This is a genomic window from Bradyrhizobium sp. OK095 (assembly GCF_900109945.1).
GTDB lineage: Bacteria > Pseudomonadota > Alphaproteobacteria > Rhizobiales > Xanthobacteraceae > Bradyrhizobium.
This window is the reverse complement of sequence record NZ_FOBX01000004.1, coordinates 304,856-328,810: the sequence shown is the minus strand read 5'-3', so window position 1 is coordinate 328,810 and position 23,955 is coordinate 304,856. Positions and strand designations below refer to the sequence as shown.

Sequence of the window (23,955 nt, the reverse complement as noted above, 5' to 3'; positions counted from 1 at the left end):
TGTTTTCCAAGAAGATTGCTCAGGCCACCGCCCGCTCGCGATACATCGCGTCGATCTCGGTAGCGTAACGCTTGTTCACGAAGCCGCGCTTCAGCTTCATGGTCGGCGTCAGCTCCTCGTCCTCCGGCGTAAGCTGGCGTTCGATCAAATAGAACCGCTTGATGGTTTCGACGCGGGCGAAATTGCCGTTGACGCCTTCGATCTCGCGCCAGATCAGGTCCTGGATCTCGGTTGCCCGGCACAAGCTCGCATAATTGGTGAAGGGGATGTCGTGATCCTGCGCGAACTTCTCGACATTCTCCTGGTCGATCATGACGAGGCAGGTGAGGTACGGCCGCTTGTCGCCGATCACGACGGCGTCGGAAATGTAGGGCGAGAATTTGAGCTGGTTCTCGATCTCGGAGGGCGTGATGTTCTTGCCGCCGGAGGTGATGATGATGTCCTTCATCCGGTCGGTGATGCGAACGAAACCCTCGTTGTCGATGGTGCCGACATCGCCGGTGTGCAGCCAGCCGCGATGGTCGATGGTCTCGGCGGTCTTCTCCGGCTGGTTCAGATAGCCCATGAACAGGAAGTCGCCCCTGATCAGGATTTCGCCATCGGGTGACAGCGCGACCTCGCCCCAGGGCACGGCGGTGCCGACCGAGCCGAGCTTGATGCGCTCGGCCGGCATCATGGTGGCAACCCCGCAATTCTCGGTCTGGCCGTAGAGCTCGTGCATGTCGATGCCGAGCGCGAGATACCAGCGGATCAGCTCCGGCGCGATTGGCGCAGCCCCCGTGAAAGCGATGCGGCAGCGATCGAGCCCGATCATACGGCGGATGTTGCGGAACGCGAGCCGGTAAGCGAAGTGGTTGGCGAGGCGCAGCGACAGCGGCGGCGCCCTGCCCTCGATCCTGCACTCGACCATGCGGTAGCCGACATCGATAGCGCGGCGGTAGACCCATTGCTGGAACGGCGTCGCATCCTTCAGCGCGATGGTGATGGCGGAATAGAATTTTTCCCAGATGCGTGGCACCGCGAGGAAGATGGTCGGCTGCACCTCGCGCAGATTGTCCGGCACTGTCTCCGGGCTTTCGGCAAAATTCATCACCGAGCCGAGCGCGACCGAGATGTAATAGCCGCCGATGCGTTCGGCGACGTGGCAGAGCGGCAGGAAGATCAGCCGGTCTTCGTCCTCTTGCGCCGGGATGAAATCGCTGGCGTGCCGCATTTGGTGCGTGACGCTGCGGTTGGCATGCATCGCTCCCTTGGGCGGGCCTGTCGTGCCCGATGTGTAAACGAGCACCGCCAGATCGCCTGCGCTGCGGCTGTCGATCATCTCCAGCCACAACGCTTCGCGCCCGACCATGTGGTTGCGGCCGAGCGCGCGGAACTCGTCGAGCGACATCACCATGTCGTCAACGAGGCCGCTGAGGCCTTCCATGTCGAACACGATGATCTTTTGCAGCGAGGGACATCGGTCGCGGCAGGCAAGGATCTTGTCGAGCTGCTCCTCGTCCTCGGCGAAGATCACTTTCGTCCGGGAATCGTTGACGAGATATTCGACCTGGGACGACGAATCGGTCGGATAGATTCCGGAGGAGACGCCGCCGGCGCACAATATGCCCATATCGGCGTAGACCCATTCGGGCACGGCATTGGCAATGATGGAGACGACGTCGCCGGGCCCGAAGCCGATTGCGCGAAGTGCGTAGGCGATCTCTTTCGAAATCTCCAGCCATTCGCGCCAGCTCGTCGGCTGCCAGATCCCGAATTTCTTCTCGCGGATCGCCGGCCTGTCGCCTCGCGTCTCCGCGGCGCACAGAAAGCTCCTCGCGATCGTATCAGCGACTGTCAGCACCGCCGGTCGGGCCATGCGCATTCCCTCCTTGTCGCTCTCCCCTCCGCTGCCTGCCTTGCCGGCGGTCTATGTCTTGCGGACAGGCCGTCCCATTTAACGCCAGTTCTTCTTCAACGCCACGGCACTTCAACGCCAAGTCTTCTTCTTTTTCCAGCGCCGCTCGCCTCTAGCGCCTTGTTCCTTGGCGCCAAGGTAGAACTCCTGGATGTCCTTCGAATGCATCAAGCGGTCGCAGCTGTCGTTCATGACGATGCGGCCGATCTCGAGCACATAGCCGTAATGCGCCGTCTCCAGCGCCACCTTCGCATTTTGCTCAACCAGCAGGATCGACATGCCCTGCTCCTCGTTGACGCGGCGGATGATCGTGAAAATCTCCTTCACCAGGATCGGCGACAGGCCGAGCGAGGGCTCGTCGAGCAGCAGCAGCGTCGGCCGATTCATCAGCGCGCGGCCGATCGCGAGCATCTGCTGCTCGCCGCCGGAGAGCTGTCCGGCCGGCTGGTTGATGCGCTCCCTCAGGCGCGGGAAATAGCCATAGACACGCTCCAGATCCTCCGCGACGCCGTCGCGATCCCTACGTGGATAGGCGCCCATCATCAGATTCTCGCGCACCGAGAGGAACGGGAACACTTCGCGCCCCTCCGGCACATGGCTGAGACCGAGCCGCACGATGCGATCGGCCTCCATGCGCTGGATCGGCTTGCCCATGAACTCGATTGCGCCTTTTTGCGGATCGAGAATACCGGAGATCGTCTTCAGCACCGTGGTCTTGCCGGCGCCGTTGGCGCCCAGCAGCGTGACGATGCGGCCGCGCGGCACCTCCAGCGAGATGCCCCGGATCGCCATGATCGGCCCGTAATAGCTCTCGATGTTGGAGAGTTTTAAGATGACATCGGGCGTCACGGTCGCATCCATCGCTTACGCTCCCAGATACGCGGCGACGACGTCGGGGTGCCGCTGCACCTCGGCGGGCGAGCCCATCGCAAGGACGCGGCCGTAATTCAGCGCGATGACGCGATCGGAGACGCGGTTCACCAGCGACATGTCGTGCTCGACCATCAGCACGGTGACACCGAGCTCACTCTTCATGTCGCGGATCCAGAACGACATGTCGTCGGTCTCCTCGACATTGAGGCCGGACGACGGCTCGTCGAGAAGGATCAGTTTTGGCTCGGAACAGAGCGCGCGCGCGAGCTCGATCACCTTGCGCACGCCGTAGGGAAGACCGGAGATCAGCTTGTCGCGATAGGGCTCGAGATCGAGGAACTCGATGACTTGCTCGACACGACGGCGGTGCACCTTCTCGTTCGCGCGCACGCTCGGCAGGAACAGCAATTCCTGCCAGAGCTGCGTGGTCGAATGCCGGTGCCGGCCGACCAGGAGATTTGAGAGCACGGTCGCATTCTCGAACAGCTCGATGTTCTGGAAGGTACGGGCAATGCCTAACCGCGCGATGTCGTAGGGCGGCTGCTCGGTGATGTCCTGGTCTTCGAAGAAGATGCGGCCCGAGGTCGGCCGGTAGATGCGCGAGATCAAATTGAAGATCGAGCTCTTGCCGGCGCCGTTCGGCCCGATGATCGAGAGAATCTCGCCCCTCTCGACCGCGAACGAAACCGCGTCGACGGCCTTCAGGCCCCCGAAATGCAACGAAAGATTCTCGGCGCGGAAATAGCTCACCGGTTGCGCTCCGACTTCACGTAGATCTTCTGCCGCTTGAAGGTGGCGCGCTTGTAGAGCGGGAACAGCTGGAAGAAGAGTTTTATCTTGAGCCAGCGGCCGTAGATGCCAAGTGGCTCGAACAGCACGAACAGCATGATGATGATGCCGTAGATCGCGCCTTTCAGGCCGTTTAGCGAGGCGAAGGCCGCGACTTTGGACTGGATGTTCCCCGCAGTCGCCGAGCCGGCGCCGAATGTTGCGGCAACGCCTGCGATGATGCCGGGCATGTCGTCCTTGAGGTAGGTCAGGAATGGGTCGATCATCACGATGAAGATCGCGCCCAGCACCGCGCCGTGCAGGCTGAAGGTGCCGCCGATCAAAATCACGATGATGAACTCGATCGAAAGCTGGAGCGTGAACATCTCCGGCGAAATGAACGAGAGCTTATGCGCGAACAGCACGCCGGCAAAGCCGGTGATCGCCGCCGAGATCGCAAACGACTTCACTTTGTAGAGCGCGACGTTGATGCCCATGCTGCGCGCCGCGGTCTCGCTGTCGCGGATCGCGACGAAGGCGCGCCCTGTCGGCGATCGCAAGAGATTGAGCGTACCGACGATGGTCAGCACCAGCACGGCCAGACAGATGAAATAGAAGGTCGGGCTGTCGCGTGAGACCGTAACGCCGAGCAGCGAGACCGCCTTGACCCGCATGCCCTCATTGCCATTGGTAACGCTCTCCCAGCGCGCCAAAATCTCCTCGACGATGAAGGCGAAGGAGATGGTGGCGATGACAAGATAGATGCCCTGCAGCCGCAGCGCCGGAAAGCCGACCAGCGCGCCGATCAGCCCGGTCAGGGCCCCTGCCGCGAGGAAGTAGACCGGGAACGGCACATTGTATTTCTGGAGATACGCCGCTGTGTACGCACCGATCGCGAGAAACGCCGCATGCCCGAGTGAAGCCTGGCCCGTAAAACCGGTCAGGATTAGCAGCGCCACGCCGACGGTCGCATAGATGCAGACGAAGACGAGCTGGCTCATCAGATAGCTCGACAGCACGTAAGGCGCGATCAGCAGCACGGCCAGCAGAAGACCGTAAGAGACGATATAGCCCGAATGCGGAAACAGCCTGATGTCGTCCTCATAGTCGGTCTTGAACAGGAAGCGCATGGCGTTCAGACCTTCTTGCGGACGTGAAGGCCGAACAGGCCTTCGGGCTTGAGCAAGAGCACGGCGAGCAGCACGATGTAGGGCGCGACATCCTTCCAACCCTCGGCCAGATAGAAGCCGGCCATGCTCTCGATCACCCCGATCAGCACGCCGCCGACCACCGCGCCGGGGATCGAGCCGAAGCCACCGAGCACCGCGGCGGGAAACGCTTTCAGACCGAGCACGAGGCCGACATTGGAATGGATGAAGGTGATCGGCGCCAGCAGCACGCCGGCGCAGGTCGCGACCGCCGCGCTGATCGCCCAGACGATCGACACCACGCGCTTGACCGGAATGCCCATGTAATAGGCCGCCAGCATGTTCTCGGAGCTGGCGCGCATCGCGGTGCCGAGCGTGGTCTTGTTGAAGAACAGCCACAACAGCGCACACAGGATGACCGTCGCCGCGATCACCGAGAGCTTGTCATGGGCCAGCACCAGCGAGCCGATCCGCAGCACGCCCTGGCTGAACGGCGTGTCGATCTTGAAGTCGTCGGTGCCCCAGACCATACCGGCGACCGAGCGCAGGAAATAGCCGAGGCCGATCGTGGCCATGATGATGGAGAATTGCGGATAGCCGAGGATCGGCCGCACCACCACGCGTTCCGCCAGCATGCCGAACAGGGCCATGGCGGCCACCGCAGCGGCAAAGCCCACCCAGTAGTTCAGGCCCATCATGCCGATGAAGGTGAAGGCGAAGAAGCCGCCCAGCATCATCAGATCGCCCTGGGCGAAATTGACGACCTCGGTGGCCTTGTAGACCAGCACGAAGCCGAGCGCGATCAGGCCGTAGACGCAGCCGAGCGCAACACCGCTGACCAGCTGCTGAACGAAATCCAGCATCGCCGCGTATCCTCCCGATACAACCAGCGGTTCTTCGACCGCCTTGTCGCATCTTGTGTCCAGCCGCTACGCAGTCATTCCGCTGCGGAAGCGCATTCGTCCCGGCGCTAATTCAGCCTGAACCGTCCAGCGCTGTCAACAAACGGTGACTTGCCTTTAGTCCAACGAGGATGCCGGAATTTGCGGCAGCGCGATTCACGGTGCCGAAACATCTAGGGATCATGGTCGCGGGCGATGCAAAACCTGATGGTGTGGCCGTCATGAAGCTGGACAACTCGGCGCTCGAAGTCCGAGGGTTAACGAAGCGTTTTGACCGTCTGGCGGTCGATAGCCTCGATCTCACCATTCATGCCGGCGAATTCTACGCTCTCGTCGGCCCCAACGGCGCCGGCAAGACCACCACTTTGCGCATGGTTGCAGGCCTGCTGCGGCCCGATGCCGGCGCGGTCTCGATCTTCGGCATCGATGCGCTCGAAAACCCCGTCGCCGCCAAGCAGGTGATGGCGTGGGTCTCCGACGAGCCCATGATCTATGACAAGCTCACCCCGCTCGAATATCTCGAATTCGTCGCCGGCCTCTGGGGCATCGCGCCATCGGCCTCGGAACCGGTCGCGCAGGAGCTATTGACCTCGCTCGGGCTCGAGCCGCACCGGCACGAACGCTGCGAGGGATTTTCGAAGGGCATGCGCCAGAAGGTCGCGCTGGCTGGCGCGCTGGTGCACGATCCCCGCCTTATCATTCTCGACGAACCGCTGACGGGCCTCGATGCCGTCTCCGCGCGCCACGTGAAGGGCCTGCTGAGCGAGCGCGTGCAGGCCGGCTGCACCATCATCATGACCACGCATATTCTCGAGGTCGCCGAACGCATGGCCGACCGCATCGGCGTGATCGCCTCGGGCCGCCTCGTTGCCGAGGGGACGCTCACCGAGCTGCGCCAGCAGAACGGCCATGCCGACACCAGCCTGGAAGATCTCTTCATCGCGCTGGTGACGCTCCAGGAAGCCGCATGAGCTCGGCGACCGCGCTGTCCTGGTTCGCGCGCCACGAGCTTCGGCTCGCCTGGCGGGAATGGTTCGCCATGATGACCGGCGGACGGCGCAAGCGAGCGCGCGCCGCAATGATCGGCCTGCTGTTCTTCGCAGCGCTGCTGCACGTGCCGGCCTGGGCGGTGATCGGCCGCTTCGCCGATCTGCAACTGCCGCTCGACAAATCGTCGCTAATCGTGATCTCGGCGACGATCTTTCTCGCCTGGACCTTGATGCTGTCGCAGGCGATCGAATCGGTGACGCGGGTGTTTTACGCCCGCGCCGATCTCGACCTGATCATGTCCTCGCCCGCGACATTGGCCAATCTGTTCTCGGTCCGCATCGCCGCGATCGCGCTCACCGTCACGGTGCTGGCGCTGCTGTTCTCGACGCCCTTCATCGACGTGCTGGTGATCGGCGGCGGGCCGCGCTGGCTCGCCGCGTTCGGCGTCGTCGTCGCGATGGGGCTGTCGGCCGCAGCGGTCGCGATTGCGGTCACCATCCTGCTGTTCCGGCTGATCGGCCCGGCGCGCACGCGCTTCGTCGCACAGATCCTCGCCGCCATCATCGGCGCGGGCTTCGTGATCGCGCTCCAGGTCGCCGCGATCATGTCCTATGGCACGCTGTCGCGCTTCACCATTCTGACCTCCGGTGCCTTCGCCGACCACGCCCCCGATGTCGACAGCATCTGGTGGTGGCCCGCGCGGGCGACCATGGGCGACAGCGAAGCGCTACTGCTTCTTCTGGCGCTGGGTCTGGTGCTGCTCGGAAGCGTGATGGCGATGTTCTCGGGCCGCTTTGCCGACACTGCGATCGACGCCGCCGCTTATGGCAAATCGGGCAGCAAGCGCGCGAAGGAGCGCCCGTTCCGCGGCGGATCGCGGCAGCAGGCGCTGCGGCGCAAGGAATTTTCGCTGCTCTGGCGCGATCCCTGGCTGATCTCGCAGACCCTGATGCAGCTGCTCTATCTGGTGCCGCCGGCGCTGTTGCTGTGGCGCAGCTTTGCCGACAGCTCGGCGGCGCTGACACTGATCACGCCCGTGATCGTGATGGCCGCGGGGCAACTCGCGGGCGGGCTCGCCTGGCTGACGATCTCGGGCGAGGACGCGCCTGATCTGGTCGCCACCGCGCCGCTGACGCCCTCCGGGGCCATCCGCGCCAAGATCGAGGTGGTGCTGATCGCAATCTCTGCCATCTTCTGTCCGCTGGTCGCAGCGCTCGCCTTCGCTTCGCCGTTCCAGGCCGCGGTGAGCGCCGGTGCCGTCATCATCAGCGCGGCCTCCGCGACCGCGATCCAGCTCTGGTTCCGGGTGCAGGCCCGGCGCAGCCAATTCCGGCGCCGCCAGACCTCGTCGCGGCTTGCGACCTTTGCCGAAGCCTTCTCATCGATCGGCTGGGCCGCCAGCGCGGCGCTGCTGCTCGCGCTGCCGCTGGCCGGCCTCATCAGCGGCCTGATTACTGCGGGCCTGGTGGCGATGACCTGGAAGTTTAGCCCAAGGCGGGAGTGAGATCTTGGCTCGGTGTCGCCCACTTGAAAGTAAGGCTAAATTGCCTTACCTATAGATGGCATCAGCCATCGAGTATCCCATGGGCACACTCACCGTCACGGCTAAAGGCCAGGTTACTTTGCGGAAGGATCTTCTGGAGCACCTCGGTGTGCATCCAGGCGACAAGATCTCGATAGAGAAGCTTCCCGGGGGACGAGTTGAGGTAAAGGCAGCCCGGCCAACCGGAAAGATTTCCGATGCCTTCGGTTTCCTGAAAGGAAAAACGAACGGTCGAACACTGTCGATCGAAGAGATGAATGAGATCATTGCTGATAGCTGGGCTGGCAAGCGATGAAGATAACGCCCGACACCAACGTCCTAATACGGGTTCTGGTTGGGGATAACGCCGAACAGAGCAAGGCGGCCGAAGCGCTCCTCAAGAAGGCGGACGTCGTAGCCATCTCGATCTCTGCATTGTGTGAATTGGTCTGGGTCCTCTCACGAGGCTACAAGACCTCCGCGGTGAATATCGCGGCTTCGATCCGGCACCTGATCAATGCCTCCAATGCAGTCGTCGACCGGCCGGCAGCCGAGGCCGGACTGGCGCTCCTCGATGCCGGGGGCGATTTCGCCGATGGCGTCATCGCCCACGAAGGTAACTGGCTTGGAGCCGATACTTTCGTGTCCTTCGACAAGAAAGCCGTGAAACTGATCGCGGCAAGCAGCGGATTGGCGCGGCTTGCCGGCACCACATGACGCGAAGATAATTCATAGATACACTGAGCAGATCGTCGATTGAGCGGCGGAAGGTTCTGCATGTTTCGACTGTTGCTAACGGCTTTTGCGTTTCTCGGCTGGCTAGCTGCGCCTGCCCTCGCCCAGCAGCCACAGCGCAGCGAATGCCTGGCGATGGCCAACGCCGCACCGCGCACCATGTCCGTCGCCTTCCGGCAAGCCGCAGCGGCGGCCGAAGTCCAGATCACCTATGCCGGCCACTCCACCTATTTCATCGACACGCCCGGGGGCTTGCGCATCGCCACCGACTATAGCGGCGCCTATCAGGTCGGACGGCTGCCCGACGTCGTCACCATGAACCGGGCGCACAGCACGCACTACTCTCTATTTCCCGACAAGCGCATTCCTCATGTGCTGCATGGCTGGGGCGAGGACGGCAAGCCGGCGATCGTTTCGGAGCGAATCGGAGACACCTTCATCCGCAATGTCACCACCGACATCCGCCGCTATTTCGGCGATGATTCCGGCACCGACATGATCCGCGACGGCAATTCGATCTTCATCTTCGAGGTTGCCGGCCTCTGCATCGGCCATCTCGGCCATCTCCACCACAAGCTCGACGACAGCCATTTTGCCCAGATCGGACGGCTCGACATCGTGATGGTGCCGATCGACGGCACCTACACCATGTCACTGGACGGGGTCTCCGAGATCACCAAGCGGCTGCGCGCCTCGGTGGTGCTGCCGATGCACCGCTTCGCCACCCCGCTCGACGAGTTCATGCGGCTGATCGGCCAGCAGTTCGAGATCGACCGGCGCAGCGAACGTTCGTTCCGGATGTCGCGGGACGCGTTGCCGGCGAAGCCAACGGTGATCATCCTCGACGGCGTCTGACGCGCAATTTTCTCCAAGTCGGCTGCGCGCCAGTCGTGCTGATCTCCTCGCAATAGGAGACCGCCATGACCGACTTTGCGAGATTGTTGCACGCGGATGGACCGAACCCCGAGCACGCGGCGGCGCTTCAGCTCTACGGCCGCTTCGTCGGTGACTGGGACGCCGAGATCACCGCGCACAGCCCCGACGGAACGAAACACATCGCGCCCGGCGAGATCCATTTCGGCTGGGTGCTGGAGGGACGCGCCGTCCAGGACGTCTGGATCGTCCCCCGCCCTGTTGGCGCCCCGGCCTTTCCGATCGCCGGCAATTGGTACGGCACGACGCTGCGGGTCTATGACCCCTCCATGTCCGCGTGGCGGATTTCCTGGTTCGATCCCGGTCGCTGCGTATTCCGTCAGCAGATCGGCCGCGCGCGCGGCGAGGACATCATGCAGGAAGGCACGACCGAAGCTGGTGAGCTAACGCGCTGGAGTTTTACGGAGATCCGCGAGAATTCCTTCCACTGGCTCGGCGAGGTCAAGCCAGCCGCCGCAGTTGATTGGCGGCTGGTGGTCGACGTGAGGGCAAAGCGACGGAAGGGCTGACGACAGCACCGCTGTGCTCGCGATGACGGGCGCGGTTGCGTCATGCGCGCTGCTGCCTGAGGAACTGAGGTGCTAGGCTCCCGCCACAAAAAAACATAGAGGGAGCGAACGCCGATGGCTGCAAGCGGTCTGCCTGCCAACACGAGCGGGCTATTCGTCGAGCCGCGCGAGGACTGGCTCGCGCAATATCAGGAGGAGATCATCGACCCGGCGCGGCCGATCGTCGATCCCCATCACCATCTCTGGAATCGCGGACACCGCTATCTGATCGAGGAGATGGCCGCCGATATCGCCAGCGGCCACAACATCATCGCCACTGTCTATGTCGACTGCCGCTCGATGTATCGCGCGCACGGGCCCGAGGCGTTCCGGCCCGTCGGCGAAGTCGAGTTCGCCAACGGCGTTGCCGCGATGAGCGCGAGCGGCGGTTACGGCAAGACCGCGATCTGCGCCGGCATCATCAGCCACGCCAATCTGCTGCTGGGCGATGCGGCGAAACCAGTGCTTGAAGCCGAGATCGCGGCGGGCAACGGCCGCTTCCGCGGCATCCGGCATTCTTCGGCCTGGGACCAGGACCCCGCCGTCGCCGGCATGTATGCGAACCGGCCGAAGGGGCTGTTGCAGGATCCGGCATTCCGCAAGGGCTTTGCCTGCCTCGCGCCGCTGAACCTCAGCTTCGATGCCTGGTTATTCCATCCGCAGATCGGCGAGCTGGCCGAGCTCGCGCGCGCCTTCCCCGACACCAAAATCGTGCTCGACCATTGCGGCGGCCCGGCCGGCGTTGGCCGCTTTGCCGGACGACGCGAGGAGGTGTTTCCGCAATGGCGCGCCTCGATCCAGGAGATCGCGAAGTGCGAGAACGTGGTGGTGAAGCTCGGCGGCCTCGCGATGTGCCTGCTCGGCTACGACTTCCACCTGCGCGAGACGCCACCGTCCTCCGAGGAGCTTGCCGCGGCGTGGCGGCCCTATGTCGAGACCTGCATCGAAGCGTTCGGGCCCAAACGCGCGATGTTCGAGAGCAATTTTCCGCCGGACAAAGGGCAGTGCAGCTACCAGGTGATCTTCAACGCCTTCAAACGCATCGCGGCACCCCTGAGCGAGACCGAGAAGACGGCGCTGTTCTCGCAGACCGCGACCGAATTCTACCGGCTCGATCTGCCGTCCTGACAAGAAGAGGGGCCGGGATGTTAATCCCGACCCCTCTTCGTCGTGGCCGCTGGGAAGCGTCCTTGAAACCTGGAAATGACTAGCCGGCGCCCAACAGCGAGGCCGGACGGCGCTCGCCGGCGGGGACGAACATCCGCTTGAACTTGTTGACGACGCGGATCAGGAAACCGATCATCACGGGATTGGTCTTGCGGCAGAAGGCGATCTTCTTGACGTGGCCTTCGACATGCCATTTGGCATGCGCGCCGTCGCGGAAGAAGATGACATCGCCGGGGCCGTAGCGCTTCGGCTTCATGCCGTCGCTTTCGAGCACGATCGATCCTTCCATGATCATGATCGTCTCGTCGATGTCGTAGTACCAGTTGAAACGGCCTTCGGTGCAGTGCCAGATGATGGTAGAGGCGGTGCCGTCGGAGCTGGTGGACAGGATGTGCGAGCGCGACACCGGGTTGCCCTCGATGATCCAGGACGGCTCGATCGGCCGCAGCTCGAGGTCCACGTTACAACTACCGATTTCAATCAATGCGCGCGACATCTACTTCCCCAGGGATATAATATGACTGGCCGGGTCTTGGCCCGGATTGTTTCGAAAGATGTTGGAACGCTAGTAGCCGGTTTTTAATTCTTTCTTACGCAGGCGCCGACAATCAGCCGCAAGTTGCAAGTGCGAAGCGGTTAACGTCACGATTTCCCTGCGAATTCGCGCACATGAACCCCTCTTTCCCGGGGTGCGACAAATTGCGCGGAATTGATCATTGAAGGAGCCCGACCGATGCCCCTCACCCCGGAGGTTCTGACAGCCCAAGGCGAGATCGTCGCCTGGCTCGGCAGCCTCGATGTCACCTTCGCAGCCGACGAGGAACCCTGGTTCACCATCGACGGCCTCGACAGCCCCCGGCAGATCGGCAGTGACGGCTCCGGCGGCGCCTTCGTGCTGCTGCCGTCGCGGAATGTGCTCTACGTCTCATCGGAGGGCCGCGCCGGGATTATCGCGGAGAGTTTCGAGGCGTTCGTCCAGCTCGTCGTTGCCCGCCCGTACTGGCTCGACATCCTCAAATTCTCCGCCGGCGGCGATCTCCAGGAGATGCGGCGCGCGGCGGATGCGCTGGAGGCAACACTCGACGACGAGGACGACATCAACGAGGCTCGCGAGGAAATCCGTGGCAGACTCGACCTGCCCGAGCCGGACGATCCGGTCGGTGCGCTCTACGACGCCGTGGCTGCTTCCGACGCCATCGTCCGGGCCACCGACGGCAGCCCGTTCACGACGCTGTTCAACCGCTTCAGCATCGACAACAACCCGATGCTGCGCAACGCGGCGGCGTGAGAGAGGCTTTAAGGATACGAATATGATCGGCCTTCATGGTTCTCGCGGCGATGCGAAGCATCGTCCGCTAGAGCGCCGTAAGGTGGCGCTCCTCACCATGAGGGTCTAACATCTCGCCGCGAAACGAGACCTCATCCTGAGGAGCCCGCCAGCGGCGGGCGTCTCGAAGGATGGACCGCAAGCAAAACGCCTTACTTCGCCCACTCGCCCTTGCGGAACACCGGCACCTTGCTGCCGTCGGCCAGAATGCCGTCGATGTCGGTCTCGGCCGAGCCGATCATCCAGTCGATATGGATCAGGCTCTGGTTGCCGCCTTGCGCCGCGATCTGCTGCGGCGTGAGCTGCGCACCGTTGACGAAGCACTTCGAATAGCACTGCCCGAGCGCAATGTGAGACGCCGCGTTCTCGTCGAACAGCGTGTTGTAGAACAACAACCCGCTCTGCGAGATCGGCGAGGAATGCGGCACCAGCGCCACTTCGCCAAGGCGCCGCGCGCCCTCATCGGTGTCGAGCACCTTGTTCAGCACCTCCGCGCCGCGCGAGGCCTTGGCATCGACGATTCTACCGTCCTCGAAACGCACCGCGATGTTGTCGATCAGCGTGCCCTGATAAGACAGCGGCTTCGAGCTCACGACATGGCCGTAGACCCGCCGGCAATGCGGCGTGGTGAAGACTTCTTCGGTCGGGATATTGGCGTTGCAGCTGATGCCGTTCTTTGAGACCGAGGCGCCGCCTTCCCATTCGTGGCCGTCAGCAAGCCCGATGGTAAGGTCGGTGCCCGGTCCCGAGTACTGGAGCGCGCGGAAATGCTGGCCGTTGAGCCAGTTGGTGCGCTCGCGCAGCACCGCATTATGGCTCGCCCAATTGGCCATCGCGTCGTCGCGGTCGACGCGGGACGCCGCGAAGATCGCGTCCGCGAGCTTGCCGATGGCAACGTCTTCCGGATCGTTCGGGAAGACCTGCTTCGCCCAAGACGGGCTGGGATACGCGATGATGTTCCAGTTGATGTCGAAATTGACGATCTTCTCCAGCGCCGGCTGATAGGCCATGGAATTGGCCTTGCTGGCGCGCGCCACCTTGGACGGATCTTCGTTCGACAGCAGCATGGGATTGTCACCGACGATGGCAAGCCGCGCGGTGTTGTCCGAGAACGCCTTCGCCATGCCCTCGTAGAGCCAGTTGGCGGCGTGATCGAAACTGCTATCGTGGCCGTGGCGGTAGCGCGCCAGCGTCATCTCCTCGTCGGAGAGGATCGGCGTCACGATGCCGGCGCCGGCCTTGTAGGCATGCGCGGCGATACGGCGTACCAGCGGCAGTGCGATCGCGGGCGCCGTCACGAGCAGATCCTGTCCCGGCCGCAAGCCCAATCCCACCTTCACCGCCACCTCGGCCAACCGGTCGAGTTTCACGGGATCGATGGGAGTGGCGGTGATGCGTTGATCGGTCATGCCGGGTCCTCTGCCGAAAGTCTCTCGTTCAATCTAAGTCTAGCATCGCGAGACACAAGTATGCGAGCATCTTGGCCCCTGCGAAAGATTGGCGCTTACGAAAGATACGCAGTTTCAGGCATCTTGGTTTTCAACGCGTTGCCGATTTCAGCACCCGGTCGACCATGGCGGGAGCAAGGCCGAGGTAATTTTTCGGTGAGGTGAGCGCCTCGATTGTGGCGCGGTCGATGCGGCTGGATACCCTGGGATCGGCGGACAGTGCATCGGCAAGGCTGATCCCCTTGTCATTGGCCTGGCGGCAGGCGTCATAGACCACATCATGCGCCTCCTGCCGCCCGATCTGCGGCGCCAGCCCCATCATGACCGCTTCGGCCACGATCAGGCCGCGGCTGAGGGCGAGATTGTCGTTCATCTTCGCCTCGTCCACGATGAGACCCGCGAGCGCGAACTTGGCCTGGTGCAGTGCGCCGGCAGTCAGCACGAAACTTTCCGGGATTGCCATCCATTCGGCGTGCCAGGGCCCGGTGGCGCGCTCGAAATCCTGCACCATGGCATCCAGCATCAGCCCGGCGTGCTGACGCACCGCCTTTGAGGCCGCGAGCATCAGTTCCGAGGAGATCGGGTTGCGCTTCTGCGGCATGGTCGACGAGGCGCCGCGGCCCTTGACGAAGGGCTCGTAGACCTCGGCGAACTCGGTCGAGGCCATGATCATGATGTCGAGCGCGATCTTGCCGAGCGAACCGGTGACGAGCGCAAGAAAGTTTACCGCTTCAGCGAAGCCGTCGCGCGCGACGTGCCAGGTCGAGGCGGGAACGCCGAGCTTCAGCTCGGCGCAGAGCGCCTCCTGCACCTCGAAGCCCTTGTCGCCGAGCGAGGCCAGCGTGCCGGCCGCGCCCGCGAACTGCCCGACCAGGACGCGCGGCTTCAATTGCGCGAGACGCTCGGCGTGGCGGTCGAACATCGCGAGCCAGATCGCGGTCTTGTAGCCAAAGGTGACCGGCAGCGCCTGCTGAAGATGGGTACGCCCCGCCATCGGCGTGTCGCGATGGCGCTTGGAGAGGTCTGCGAGAATTTTTCGCAAGTCGGCGATGTCGCGCGCGACGATCTCGAGCGCGGCGCGCAATTGCAGCACCACGGCAGTGTCCATGATGTCCTGCGTGGTCGCACCCCAATGCACGTAGCGGCCGGCCTCGCCGCATTGCTTCACCATCTGATGCACAAGCGGCAGGATCGGATAGCCGACGATGTCGGTCTCCTGCCGCAACAGATCGAAATCGAACGCCGCGGCATTGGTCCGCGCCGCGATCTGGTCGGCGGCCTCGCGCGGGATCACGCCGCATGTCGCCTCCGCCTTGGCCAGTGCCACCTCGACCTCCGCATAACGGCCGACCAGTCCGACGTCGGAAAACACCTCGCGCATCTCGGGTGTGCCGAAGGCATCGCGGAACAGCATGGAGTCGATCACGGTGGTCGAGGCGTGAAAAGCGGGCATGGGCGTTTCTTTATGGTTGGTGTTCTTGTGTGGGGCGTAGCTTACGCAGGCGACCGTGTTCGGCAATGGACAAAGCCCGCTACTCCCGTCATTCCGGGGCGTGCGAAGCGCGAGCCCGGAATGACAAGGGCCGCGGCATTCTGACTTAAATCGCCACATTCTCGTCGAGGTTGCATTCCCCCTCGAAAACAGCATGCCTGCCATCACGCGATCGTGGTGAACCGGGTCGACCGATCGGCGTACTCACAGACTTCGAGGCGAAATCCATTTTCGATTTCATCATTGCCCGATGTCGCCGTGAGGTCTGAGTTTTCGACGTGCAGTTTCTGTTCCGGGATCACCTTCTCGACACCGACCGGCGCGAGCTCAGCCGCGAGCAGGTTCCGGTTTCCGTGGAACCGCAGGTGTTCGACCTCGTCGTCCATCTCATGGAAAACCGCGACCGGGTGGTCAGCAAGGACGAGCTGATCGACAAGATCTGGCACGGGCGCAGCGTCTCCGAATCCACCCTGACCAGTCGGATCAACGCGGCGCGCAAGGCGATCGGCGACAATGGCGCGAACCAGGCGCTGATCCGCACCATCGCGCGCAAGGGCTTTCGCTTCGTCGGCGATGTCGAGACCAAGCTCGCCGCGATCGCGCCCGATCCAAGCCGCGGCGCGCAGGCGACGCAGACGATGCTCGCGCTGCCCGACCGGCCCGCGATCGCCGTGCTGCCCTTCACCAATATGAGCGGCGACCGCGAGCAGGATTATTTCTCCGACGGCATCAGCGAGGACATCATCACCGCGCTGTCGAAGCTGCGCTGGTTCTTCGTCGTCGCGCGCAACTCCTCCTTCGTCTACAAGGGCCGCGCGGTGCACATCCACGAGGTCGCGCGCGAGCTCGGCGTACGCTACGTGCTCGAAGGCAGCGTGCGGCGGAGCGGGGATCGCGTTCGCATCTCGGCGCAGCTCAACGACGTCTCGACCGGCAGCCATCTCTGGGCCGAGCGCTACGACCGCGAGCTTGCCGACATCTTTGCCGTGCAGGACGAGATCACGGAAGCGATCGTCGCCGCGATCGAGCCGCAGCTCTACGCCGCCGAGAGCTTTCGCGCCCAGCAGAAGCCGCCGGGCAGCCTCGACGCCTGGGACCTCGTGATGCGCGCGCTGTCGCATTACTGGCGCATCACGCGCGAGGACAACGCCGCCGCGCAAGGGCTACTGGAACAGGCGACGACGATCGACCCCACCTATGGCAAGGCGCTCGGCCTGCTCGCGACCAGTCATATTTTCGGTGCACATATGGGCTGGGCCGACATGGCTGCGACCGTGCCGGTCGCCGAACGCGCGGCACTTGCGGCGGTGGAGGCCGATAGCGAGGACGCCTGGGCCCATCACGGCCTCGCCTATACTTATCTCTTTCGCCGCCGCTTCGACGACTCGCTGGCGGAGTTCGAGCTGACCTTGAGGCTCAATCCGAATTTTGCGATGGCGCACGCCTTTTACGGCGTGACGCTGTGCTACGCAGGCAGATGGCAGGACGGCGATGCCGCCGCGCGCCGTGCGCTGCGGCTGAGCCCCCGCGATCCGCTCGCGGCGATCTATTGCGGCGTGGCGGCCTATGCCCAGTTCATCGGCCGCAATTACGAGGCCTCGATCCAGCTGGCGCGGGAATCGATGCGGCAACGCGCCGATTTCGTCGGCGCCCATCGCGTGCTGACCGCTGCCGCCGGCATGCTGGGTGATGCTCAACTCGCGATGTCCGCCCTGCAAGGCCTGCACCGCACCCAGCCCGGCCTCTCGCTCGCCTGGCTCACCCGCGAGCTGCCGATGCTGCGGGCCGAGGATCGCGAGCATTATCTGGAAGGTTTTCGGCGCGCGGGGATGAGGTAGCGCGCCACATCGACGGCGCACCCTCTCCCCTTGCGGGAGAGGGTGGATTCGATGCGAAGCGTCGAAGCCGGGTGAGGGGTATCTATCTTCGCGTGCAGTTTGGCGAGTGGAGAGAACCCCTTATCCGGCGCTTCGCGCCACATTCTCCCGCAAGGGGAGAAGGAAAAACACCCTACTCCTGCATCATCTCGCCGCTGCCGCCGAACTCGGCGGGGAAATCCTTCAGCTTGGGCAGGCCATCGCGCATCGGCAGCACCGTCTCGGAATAATTGACGTGGACGCCGGGCGTGAATGCGAGCGTGGGAATGGTGGCGGTGAAGACGTCGATCAGATCGAGCGGCGGATGGTTGGTCATGAGATGACCGCCGCACTTCTTGCAATATTTGCGCTGGCTGAGCGGCGTCTTGGCGAAGGTCTCGACGTTCTGCGCGCCCTCGGTGATGCGCACGGCTTCGGGCTTCCACAGGCTGAAGGCGTTCACCGGTCCGCCCGACCAGGAGCGGCAGGAGCGGCAATGGCAATAGCCCATCGCCGCCGGCTCGCCCGTAACCTCGATCGTGACAGCGCCACAGAAGCAGTGTCCGACATGTTTCATTTGGTCGTCTCCGTTGATGAAGGTTGAAATTCCTCTCCCCGCTCCTGTGTTCGCCGATAACTCGGCAAACGCGGATGCGGGGAGAGGCGTCGGGGTGAGGGGGACTCTACCCCGAGGAATGTTGATGGCTGAAGTCCGGCAAGATCAGTTACGCGTCCAGGTTCCGCCGCGCGTCCTCCTTTCGGCGGACGCGACAGCAAGACGCACGAACTAAACTGACCGACGCCAGGGAATAAGCATCGACACTCGTTGTTTGTACTGCCGGTATTCGTCGCCGAAGAGATCGACGAGATCGTGCTCCTCCAGCGCGATGCCGACGAAGATGTAGAGCGTGGTCACGGCCGCGAACAACAGATGTCCTGCCGTCATGACCGGCGCCGCCCAGAACGCGATGATGAAGCCGAGATAAATCGGATGACGAACGAATTTGTAGAGCAGCGGTGTCTTGAAGCGCGGTGGCGCGGCCTCCTTGCCGACGAGATTGTTGGTCACCTGGTGCAAACCGAACAGCTCGAAGTGATTGATGATGAAGGTCGAGGTGAACACCAGCACCCAGCCTGCGAGCGACAGCGTGACCAGCGTCACGGCGAGATCCGGATTTCCGACATCCCATACGACTGACGGCAGCGGACGCCACTGCCAGAACAGGAGCAGCAATGACAGGCTCGCGAACAGCACGTAGGTTGAGCGCTCGACCGGCTTGGGGACGAATTGCGTCCACCACGCCTTGAACTGCTGTCGCGCCATCACGCTGTGTTGAACGGCAAATAGCGCCATTAGCAGAAGATTGATGATGACGGCCTCGGCCGTCGGCGTGTCAGTTCCGGTGTCGATGGTCTTCGGCACCACCAGCCCCATGACGAAGCCGATGGCGTAGAGAATAGTGACGAAAAACACGAGATACGCCGCAATTCCGTACAGAAAGGCGATGAACTTGAAAATGCGAGAGCCCGCAACCTCCGGGCCGATGGAATGAACCTGTTGATCAAATTGGGACATGGACTACTCCGTTGTGCCGAGGCATCGACACCGTTTGGTCTTCCCACCATGCCGGATCGGACGTCCCCTGACTTTCGCGGACGGTTGATTTTCGCCTGAGACGACTTTGATTTTTGCTTGAGACGACAGAAACGTGCGATTTCTCTTTGAAAACAACGTGCTCGATGGCGACCTGCGGGAGCTCACCTGCGGCGGCTCCGCCGTGCCGCTACAGCCGCAGGTGTTCGACCTGCTGCTTTACCTCGTCGCGCAGCGCGCCCGTGTGGTCAGCAAGGATGACCTGATCAGCCAGATCTGGAGCGACCGCATCGTCTCGGATTCCGCGCTGAACAGCCGGATCAACGCCGCACGAAAAGCGCTCGGCGACAACGGCGCGACGCAGCGGCTGATCAAAACCATCCCGCGCAAGGGCTTTCGTTTCGTCGGTGACGTCCGGGAAGATGTGGCAACACCGCTTGCGCCGGCGGACCCCAGCCCTGCCCTGGCGCGCGCGGTGACGGACCGCCCGGCGATCGCCGTGCTCGCCTTCGAGAACATGAGCGGCGATCCCGCGCAGGAATATTTCGGCGACGGGATCAGCGAGGACATCCTCACCGCGCTGTCGAAGCAGCGCTGGTTCATGGTGATCGCCCGCAACTCGTCCTTCACCTACAAGGGACGCGCGGTTCACATCAGGCAGATCGCCGAGGAACTCGGTGTTCGTTACATCGTCGAAGGCAGCGTGCGCAAGGTGGACAACCGGGTGCGCATCACCGCTCAGCTCAACGATGCGACCACCGGCAGCCATCTCTGGGCCGAGCGCTACGACCGCGAGCTGATCGACGTCTTCGCCGTGCAGGACGACATCACCAACGCGATCGTCGCTGCAATCGAGCCGCAGATCCATGCCGCGGAGAATTTTCGCGCCGACCGCAAGCCTCCGGCGAGCCTGGATGCCTGGGACCTCTTGATGCGCGCGCTGTCGCATTACTGGCGGGTGACGCGGCAGGACCACGAAGCCGCGCAGGCCTTGCTCGAACGCGCCATCGCCATCGATTCGAATTACGGCCAGGCGCTGTCGGTGCTCGCGGCCAGCCACATGTTCGGCGTGCATCTCGGCTGGGCGGAACTTGCGACGACGGCGCCGATCGCGGAGGCCGCAGCCCTTGCCGCGGTGCGCCACGACCACGAGGATGCCTGGGCGCACGCAGCCCTCGGCAGCGTCTTCTTCTCGACACGCAGGCTTTCCGACGCGCTGTCCGAGTTCGAGCAGGCGCTCGCACTCAATCCGAACTTCTCGCTGGCGCAGGGTTATTACGCGCTGGCGCTGTCCTACGCCGGGCGGTCACGGGAATCGTTCGACGCGGCACAGAGGGCAATCCGGCTTTCACCGCGCGATCCGTCGCTGGCGATCTATTACGGCATCGCCGGCTATGCGCGCTTCACCGAACGGCACTATGACGAGGCCATCACGCTCGCACGCGAGGCGATCCGCCACCGCGGCGACCTCACCGGCGCCTATCGCGTGCTCGCGGTGTCCGCCGGCATGACCGGCGACGGGATGCTTGCAGAGATGGCGCTGGGCGAGCTCCGCCGGACCCAGCCCAATATCTCGCTGCACTGGATCGCGACGCAGCTGCCATGGGCCAGTGACGCCGATCGCGAGCACTATCTGGAGGGATTCCGCCGGGCCGGGCTGCGCTAAAGCATGATCCGGAAAAGTGCGAAGCGGTTTTCCGAAAAGACCATGCGCATCCGACAACCTAAAGCGCGATGACGATCCATCCCAATCTCGTCGCGCTTTAGGACGACACGCGCTTCCGGCGCAGATGGACGATGACGTCGAGCCGCGCGATCTCGTGGCCAGGAAGCGCTTCCGGCACCTTGCTGAAGGCGAGCCCGCCGGCGACGTCGACCAGCACGTCCTCGCCTTCCATATAAAAATGCGGGTGGACGGAGGTGTCGGTGTCGAAGAACGATTTGACCCCATCGGCCGCGATCCGGCGCAACAGGCCGGCCTCGGTGAACTGATTCAGCGTGTTGTAGACGGTCGCGAGCGACAGGCGCAAATTGGCGGCCATCGCCTCGTCATAGAGACTTTCCGCGGTGACGTGGCGGTGATCGCCCTGCAGCAGCATTTGCCCGAGCGCCAGACGATGGCGCGTGGGCCTCAGGCCCGCGTCGGATAGCAATTGCACGCAACGCATCGCCGCCTCGTCTTCGGCCGGCACGGCGATTTCGTCTGAATCGGCTTCGTGAAGGTTGGAGAGAACGTCCATCGCCACTGCGTCTCGCGGTTGACAGGGGTCCCGCCATCGGATCGCAGAAATGGTAACTCGGCTTTGATCCGGATCAAATTTGGCGTGCGACTGTTTCCACGCCGTCATTGCGCGCGCAGCGACGGAATTTGTGGCGACGGCGCCCGACGCATTGCAAGCCGGGCAAGCGGCCGCAATGTGACGCCCCTACTTCGCTTTCACCAGCGTCGCCTTCGGCGCCGGCACCGCCGCCCATTCCTTGTCGGCGCGGGGACCGTTGAGATCGCCGGTGAGGCCGACGAGCTGGCCGGGCAACGCGTCGAGGGTCTGCTGCCAAGTCTGGGTCTGGCACAGGAATCTTATGAGGCAACCCTTGAGCTTGAGGCGGTCGGCGGAGTCGCGCCAGATCGAGACCGAGTAGAACTTGCCATCCTCGGCATTATAGATATCGCCGGCAAACCGTCCCTCGGGCGTCGCCTGCAAACCCATGATCAACTGATGACCGAGCAGCGCGCGGGCGCGCTTGTCGGGATCGGCATTTTCCTTGTCGCGATAGGGCTGGCCGCGCTTGTCGACCGGCTCCTTCATCCAGACGATGAAGCCGCAGATGCGGTCGCGCGACGGACCGCAACGCTCGAGCCGGATGCGCGCGCGGCCGTCCTCGACCAGCCACGTGCCGCTGGGATCGGTCGGCGCGACGGCACCGGCGCGGCCGCCCAAAACCATCATCACGACGGTGATCGCGACGCGCAGCACGAAGCGAAGCAGAATGTTCATCAGCGGCACCTTTGGTTGGGTGGGTTGCGGCGTCAGTTCAATTGCGCCATCAGCGCGTCGGCGCCCTTGTCGAGGCCGGCCGTGGAGGCCGCGAGCGCGCCGGCGGTCGCCTTGATGTCGTAGGCGCCAGGGTATTGCTTGGTGACGTAGGCAGAGAGCAGCCGCGTAGTCGTGGCGTCGAAGATCTCGACGCCGTAGACGACCGAGCCGGTCAGCGTCCCCTCGCCGTCGCGCGCGGCCTGCACGCCGTTGTAAACCGCGCCGGCCATGTCGAAGCGCGAGAGCGTCCCGAGCACCGGTGTATTGGTGACGGCGCCGGTGAGCGTCAGCCTGATCCGCAGCGTGTTCGGCCCGCGCTCGCGCACCAGCGCGAAGCGGCCGCGCAGCCGGTCGGCGAAGCAGTTCTGCATGTAGGCGGCCAGCGTCGCCTTGTCCTTGTCGGACATGTCACCGAACTGATGATCCTTGCCGCGGTAGACCACGACGGGATCGAGGATCATTTTGTCATACGTGCGCCAGTCAACCTGCGTGGAGTAACGGTAGGGCACGCGGCCGGAGGTGTCCGACTTGTCCGGGGCCATGTAGGCCGAGGACGCCATCCCCGAATAAGGCACGGGCGCGACCGAGGCGCAGCCGGCGATGGCCGCGCAAATCACCAGCGTTCCCAGACCGCGCAGCGCGATCGAGCGATCCATTCCAGACTCCTCTTGCGGCTTTTAGGAAAGGCCAATGTCAGGAAAGGCCTTTATGGGAAAAGCTATGGGAACCGCAGCCACGTACGGGACCACACGTGACTGCGGCGCTCACCATTGCCGGCCCATGGCTTCGTCCGGGGCCATGTCAGAAGCTCGGGCCGTCTCAGTGTTTCCATTTATAAAACCGACCGGGCGGTTTGTAAAGTGCCGAAACGGCGGCCTGACGCATTTGGCCGCAGGCGCAGCTTTGTACAGTTAATGGTCGGATTTCGTTAACGGTGAATCAGGCGCGCTTGCGTGCCGTGGTGCTCTTGGACGCCGCGGCGGCACGCCGCTTGGCCGGCTTTTCCAGCGCCCTCCACTGGCTGTCGTCGAGCAGGCGCGCGAACAGGCGCTCGCGCTCCACCTTGGGAAGCGGCGACATGCCGAACAGCTCGCCGAGGAGGAGACCTCGCGCAGCCGCCCAGCGCAGCATTGCCAGATCCGGGTCAGTGGCTTCGGCCCTGATCGCTGCGATCGTCTTCTCATCGCTCGCACGCGGCAGCGCCATCAGGTCCGGATTCTCGACCATCGCCGCGAGCAGCGCGAGCGCTGCGGAATTCGGCGTGTTGGCGGCTTCCCGCACCGTGGCGATCTCGGTGGCGAGTTCGGGGTTTTCGGATTCCGCGCGCGCTTTGGCGCGATACGGCGTCGAGAACTGCTCGAAATGCAGCATCTGCCGCTCCAGGAGCGCCTTCAGCACCGCCTCCTTGGTGCGGAACTGGTGCATGACGCCGCCCTTGCTCAGGCCGCTCTCGCGCGCGATCGCGTCCAGCGTCAGCCGGCCGGGCCCGTCACGCGCGACGATCGCGATGGCCGCGTCGAGCGCAGCGTTGCGGGATCGTTCCGAGCGTGTGGCATTATCCATGGCCGACTTGTCTCCGTGACGGGTCAATGAATCAAGTGAAAACAGGACGCGCTGTACATTTTTTGTGCGAACACTGTCGAGACTTTCATCTTGCGGCGCCGAACGGGACTATGTGAGCCTCGATACCGGATGGGGACTGGGATGGGCCGGCCGTAGC

Annotated in this window: 25 protein-coding genes; 10 read left to right on the top strand and 15 right to left on the bottom strand. The window is 63.5% G+C overall.

Features of this window, described 5'->3' with window-relative positions; translation table 11 throughout:
* Nucleotides 1–19: 19 nt before the first annotated feature.
* The 5 genes from BMW89_RS13590 to BMW89_RS13570 form a co-directional block, all read right to left on the bottom strand.
* Nucleotides 20–1,858, bottom strand: coding sequence for an AMP-dependent synthetase/ligase (locus BMW89_RS13590; RefSeq protein WP_092027034.1), 1,839 nt, complete (start codon nucleotides 1,856–1,858; stop codon nucleotides 20–22).
* A gap of 111 nt (nucleotides 1,859–1,969) precedes the next feature.
* A complete protein-coding gene (locus BMW89_RS13585; RefSeq protein ID WP_092027032.1) occupies nucleotides 1,970–2,758 on the bottom strand; it encodes an ABC transporter ATP-binding protein in 789 nt (262 codons plus the stop codon).
* Nucleotides 2,759–2,761: 3 nt separating this feature from the next.
* Nucleotides 2,762–3,520, bottom strand: a complete 759-nt coding sequence (locus BMW89_RS13580) for an ABC transporter ATP-binding protein (protein ID WP_092027030.1) — start codon at nucleotides 3,518–3,520, stop codon at nucleotides 2,762–2,764.
* A complete protein-coding gene (locus BMW89_RS13575; RefSeq protein ID WP_092027028.1) occupies nucleotides 3,517–4,668 on the bottom strand; it encodes a branched-chain amino acid ABC transporter permease in 1,152 nt (383 codons plus the stop codon). The genes BMW89_RS13580 and BMW89_RS13575 overlap by 4 nt, the downstream gene beginning before the upstream one ends.
* Nucleotides 4,669–4,673: 5 nt before the next feature.
* On the bottom strand, nucleotides 4,674–5,549 hold the full coding sequence (locus BMW89_RS13570; RefSeq protein WP_092027026.1) for a branched-chain amino acid ABC transporter permease: 876 nt from the start codon (nucleotides 5,547–5,549) through the stop codon (nucleotides 4,674–4,676).
* 170 nt (nucleotides 5,550–5,719) lie between these two features.
* Here BMW89_RS13570 and BMW89_RS13565 point away from each other — a divergent pair, with 170 nt between their 5' ends.
* From BMW89_RS13565 to BMW89_RS13535, 7 genes are all read left to right on the top strand, one after another.
* Nucleotides 5,720–6,559 (top strand): ABC transporter ATP-binding protein, encoded by an 840-nt coding sequence (locus BMW89_RS13565; protein WP_092027024.1) that lies wholly within the window; start codon nucleotides 5,720–5,722, stop codon nucleotides 6,557–6,559.
* A complete protein-coding gene (locus BMW89_RS13560) occupies nucleotides 6,556–8,082 on the top strand; it encodes a permease (protein ID WP_092027022.1) in 1,527 nt (508 codons plus the stop codon). The genes BMW89_RS13565 and BMW89_RS13560 overlap by 4 nt, the downstream gene beginning before the upstream one ends.
* 79 nt (nucleotides 8,083–8,161) lie before the next feature.
* Nucleotides 8,162–8,416, top strand: coding sequence for an AbrB/MazE/SpoVT family DNA-binding domain-containing protein (locus BMW89_RS13555; RefSeq protein ID WP_092027330.1), 255 nt, complete (start codon nucleotides 8,162–8,164; stop codon nucleotides 8,414–8,416).
* Nucleotides 8,413–8,817 carry a type II toxin-antitoxin system VapC family toxin gene (locus BMW89_RS13550; protein ID WP_092027020.1) on the top strand — a complete coding sequence of 135 codons (405 nt, stop codon included), beginning with the start codon at nucleotides 8,413–8,415 and terminating at the stop codon, nucleotides 8,815–8,817. Before BMW89_RS13555 ends, BMW89_RS13550 begins: the two co-directional genes overlap by 4 nt.
* A 60-nt stretch (nucleotides 8,818–8,877) precedes the next feature.
* Nucleotides 8,878–9,690, top strand: coding sequence for an MBL fold metallo-hydrolase (locus BMW89_RS13545; protein WP_092027018.1), 813 nt, complete (start codon nucleotides 8,878–8,880; stop codon nucleotides 9,688–9,690).
* A 65-nt stretch (nucleotides 9,691–9,755) separates the two neighbouring features.
* Complete coding sequence (locus BMW89_RS13540) at nucleotides 9,756–10,277, top strand: hypothetical protein (RefSeq protein WP_092027016.1); 522 nt, start codon at nucleotides 9,756–9,758, stop codon at nucleotides 10,275–10,277.
* A gap of 114 nt (nucleotides 10,278–10,391) precedes the next feature.
* Nucleotides 10,392–11,444: an amidohydrolase family protein gene (locus BMW89_RS13535; RefSeq protein WP_092027014.1), complete on the top strand. Its 1,053-nt coding sequence runs from the start codon at nucleotides 10,392–10,394 to the stop codon at nucleotides 11,442–11,444.
* A gap of 79 nt (nucleotides 11,445–11,523) precedes the next feature.
* Here BMW89_RS13535 and BMW89_RS13530 read toward each other — a convergent pair whose 3' ends face one another.
* Nucleotides 11,524–11,979: a cupin domain-containing protein gene (locus BMW89_RS13530; RefSeq protein ID WP_092027012.1), complete on the bottom strand. Its 456-nt coding sequence runs from the start codon at nucleotides 11,977–11,979 to the stop codon at nucleotides 11,524–11,526.
* Nucleotides 11,980–12,216: 237 nt separating this feature from the next.
* Here BMW89_RS13530 and BMW89_RS13525 point away from each other — a divergent pair, with 237 nt between their 5' ends.
* A complete protein-coding gene (locus tag BMW89_RS13525) occupies nucleotides 12,217–12,771 on the top strand; it encodes a hypothetical protein (protein ID WP_092027010.1) in 555 nt (184 codons plus the stop codon).
* A 191-nt stretch (nucleotides 12,772–12,962) separates the two neighbouring features.
* Here BMW89_RS13525 and BMW89_RS13520 read toward each other — a convergent pair whose 3' ends face one another.
* The 3 genes from BMW89_RS13520 to BMW89_RS37890 all read right to left on the bottom strand — a co-directional run bounded on the left by BMW89_RS13520 (nucleotide 12,963) and on the right by BMW89_RS37890 (nucleotide 16,136).
* Complete coding sequence (locus BMW89_RS13520) at nucleotides 12,963–14,219, bottom strand: aminopeptidase (RefSeq protein WP_092027008.1); 1,257 nt, start codon at nucleotides 14,217–14,219, stop codon at nucleotides 12,963–12,965.
* 130 nt (nucleotides 14,220–14,349) lie between these two features.
* Nucleotides 14,350–15,711: a 3-carboxy-cis,cis-muconate cycloisomerase gene (pcaB, locus tag BMW89_RS13515; protein ID WP_092027007.1), complete on the bottom strand. Its 1,362-nt coding sequence runs from the start codon at nucleotides 15,709–15,711 to the stop codon at nucleotides 14,350–14,352.
* A 203-nt stretch (nucleotides 15,712–15,914) separates the two neighbouring features.
* The gene (locus BMW89_RS37890; RefSeq protein WP_177195995.1) at nucleotides 15,915–16,136 is read right to left on the bottom strand and encodes a hypothetical protein; all 222 of its coding nucleotides are present in this window, start codon (nucleotides 16,134–16,136) and stop codon (nucleotides 15,915–15,917) included.
* On the opposite strand from BMW89_RS37890, the gene BMW89_RS13510 reads away from it, so the two are divergent.
* Complete coding sequence (locus BMW89_RS13510; RefSeq protein ID WP_092027005.1) at nucleotides 16,029–17,588, top strand: winged helix-turn-helix domain-containing protein; 1,560 nt, start codon at nucleotides 16,029–16,031, stop codon at nucleotides 17,586–17,588. The two genes, BMW89_RS37890 and BMW89_RS13510, sit on opposite strands and share 108 nt — an antisense overlap.
* A 172-nt stretch (nucleotides 17,589–17,760) precedes the next feature.
* Here BMW89_RS13510 and BMW89_RS13505 read toward each other — a convergent pair whose 3' ends face one another.
* The gene (locus tag BMW89_RS13505; protein WP_092027003.1) at nucleotides 17,761–18,183 is read right to left on the bottom strand and encodes a GFA family protein; all 423 of its coding nucleotides are present in this window, start codon (nucleotides 18,181–18,183) and stop codon (nucleotides 17,761–17,763) included.
* A gap of 210 nt (nucleotides 18,184–18,393) precedes the next feature.
* Nucleotides 18,394–19,182 carry a methanethiol S-methyltransferase gene (mddA, locus tag BMW89_RS13500; protein WP_092027001.1) on the bottom strand — a complete coding sequence of 263 codons (789 nt, stop codon included), beginning with the start codon at nucleotides 19,180–19,182 and terminating at the stop codon, nucleotides 18,394–18,396.
* A 133-nt stretch (nucleotides 19,183–19,315) separates the two neighbouring features.
* Here mddA and BMW89_RS13495 point away from each other — a divergent pair, with 133 nt between their 5' ends.
* Complete coding sequence (locus tag BMW89_RS13495; RefSeq protein ID WP_092026999.1) at nucleotides 19,316–20,866, top strand: winged helix-turn-helix domain-containing tetratricopeptide repeat protein; 1,551 nt, start codon at nucleotides 19,316–19,318, stop codon at nucleotides 20,864–20,866.
* Nucleotides 20,867–20,963: 97 nt separating this feature from the next.
* Here BMW89_RS13495 and irr read toward each other — a convergent pair whose 3' ends face one another.
* From irr to BMW89_RS13475, 4 genes are all read right to left on the bottom strand, one after another.
* Entirely contained in the window at nucleotides 20,964–21,440 is a 477-nt protein-coding gene (irr, locus tag BMW89_RS13490) for a Fur family transcriptional regulator Irr (protein WP_092027328.1), read from the bottom strand.
* Between the two features lie 186 nt (nucleotides 21,441–21,626).
* On the bottom strand, nucleotides 21,627–22,196 hold the full coding sequence (locus BMW89_RS13485; RefSeq protein ID WP_092027326.1) for a DUF2147 domain-containing protein: 570 nt from the start codon (nucleotides 22,194–22,196) through the stop codon (nucleotides 21,627–21,629).
* Nucleotides 22,197–22,228: 32 nt separating this feature from the next.
* Nucleotides 22,229–22,891 carry a DUF3313 domain-containing protein gene (locus BMW89_RS13480; protein WP_092026997.1) on the bottom strand — a complete coding sequence of 221 codons (663 nt, stop codon included), beginning with the start codon at nucleotides 22,889–22,891 and terminating at the stop codon, nucleotides 22,229–22,231.
* 283 nt (nucleotides 22,892–23,174) lie between these two features.
* The gene (locus tag BMW89_RS13475) at nucleotides 23,175–23,798 is read right to left on the bottom strand and encodes a TetR/AcrR family transcriptional regulator (protein WP_092026995.1); all 624 of its coding nucleotides are present in this window, start codon (nucleotides 23,796–23,798) and stop codon (nucleotides 23,175–23,177) included.
* Nucleotides 23,799–23,955: the final 157 nt, after the last annotated feature.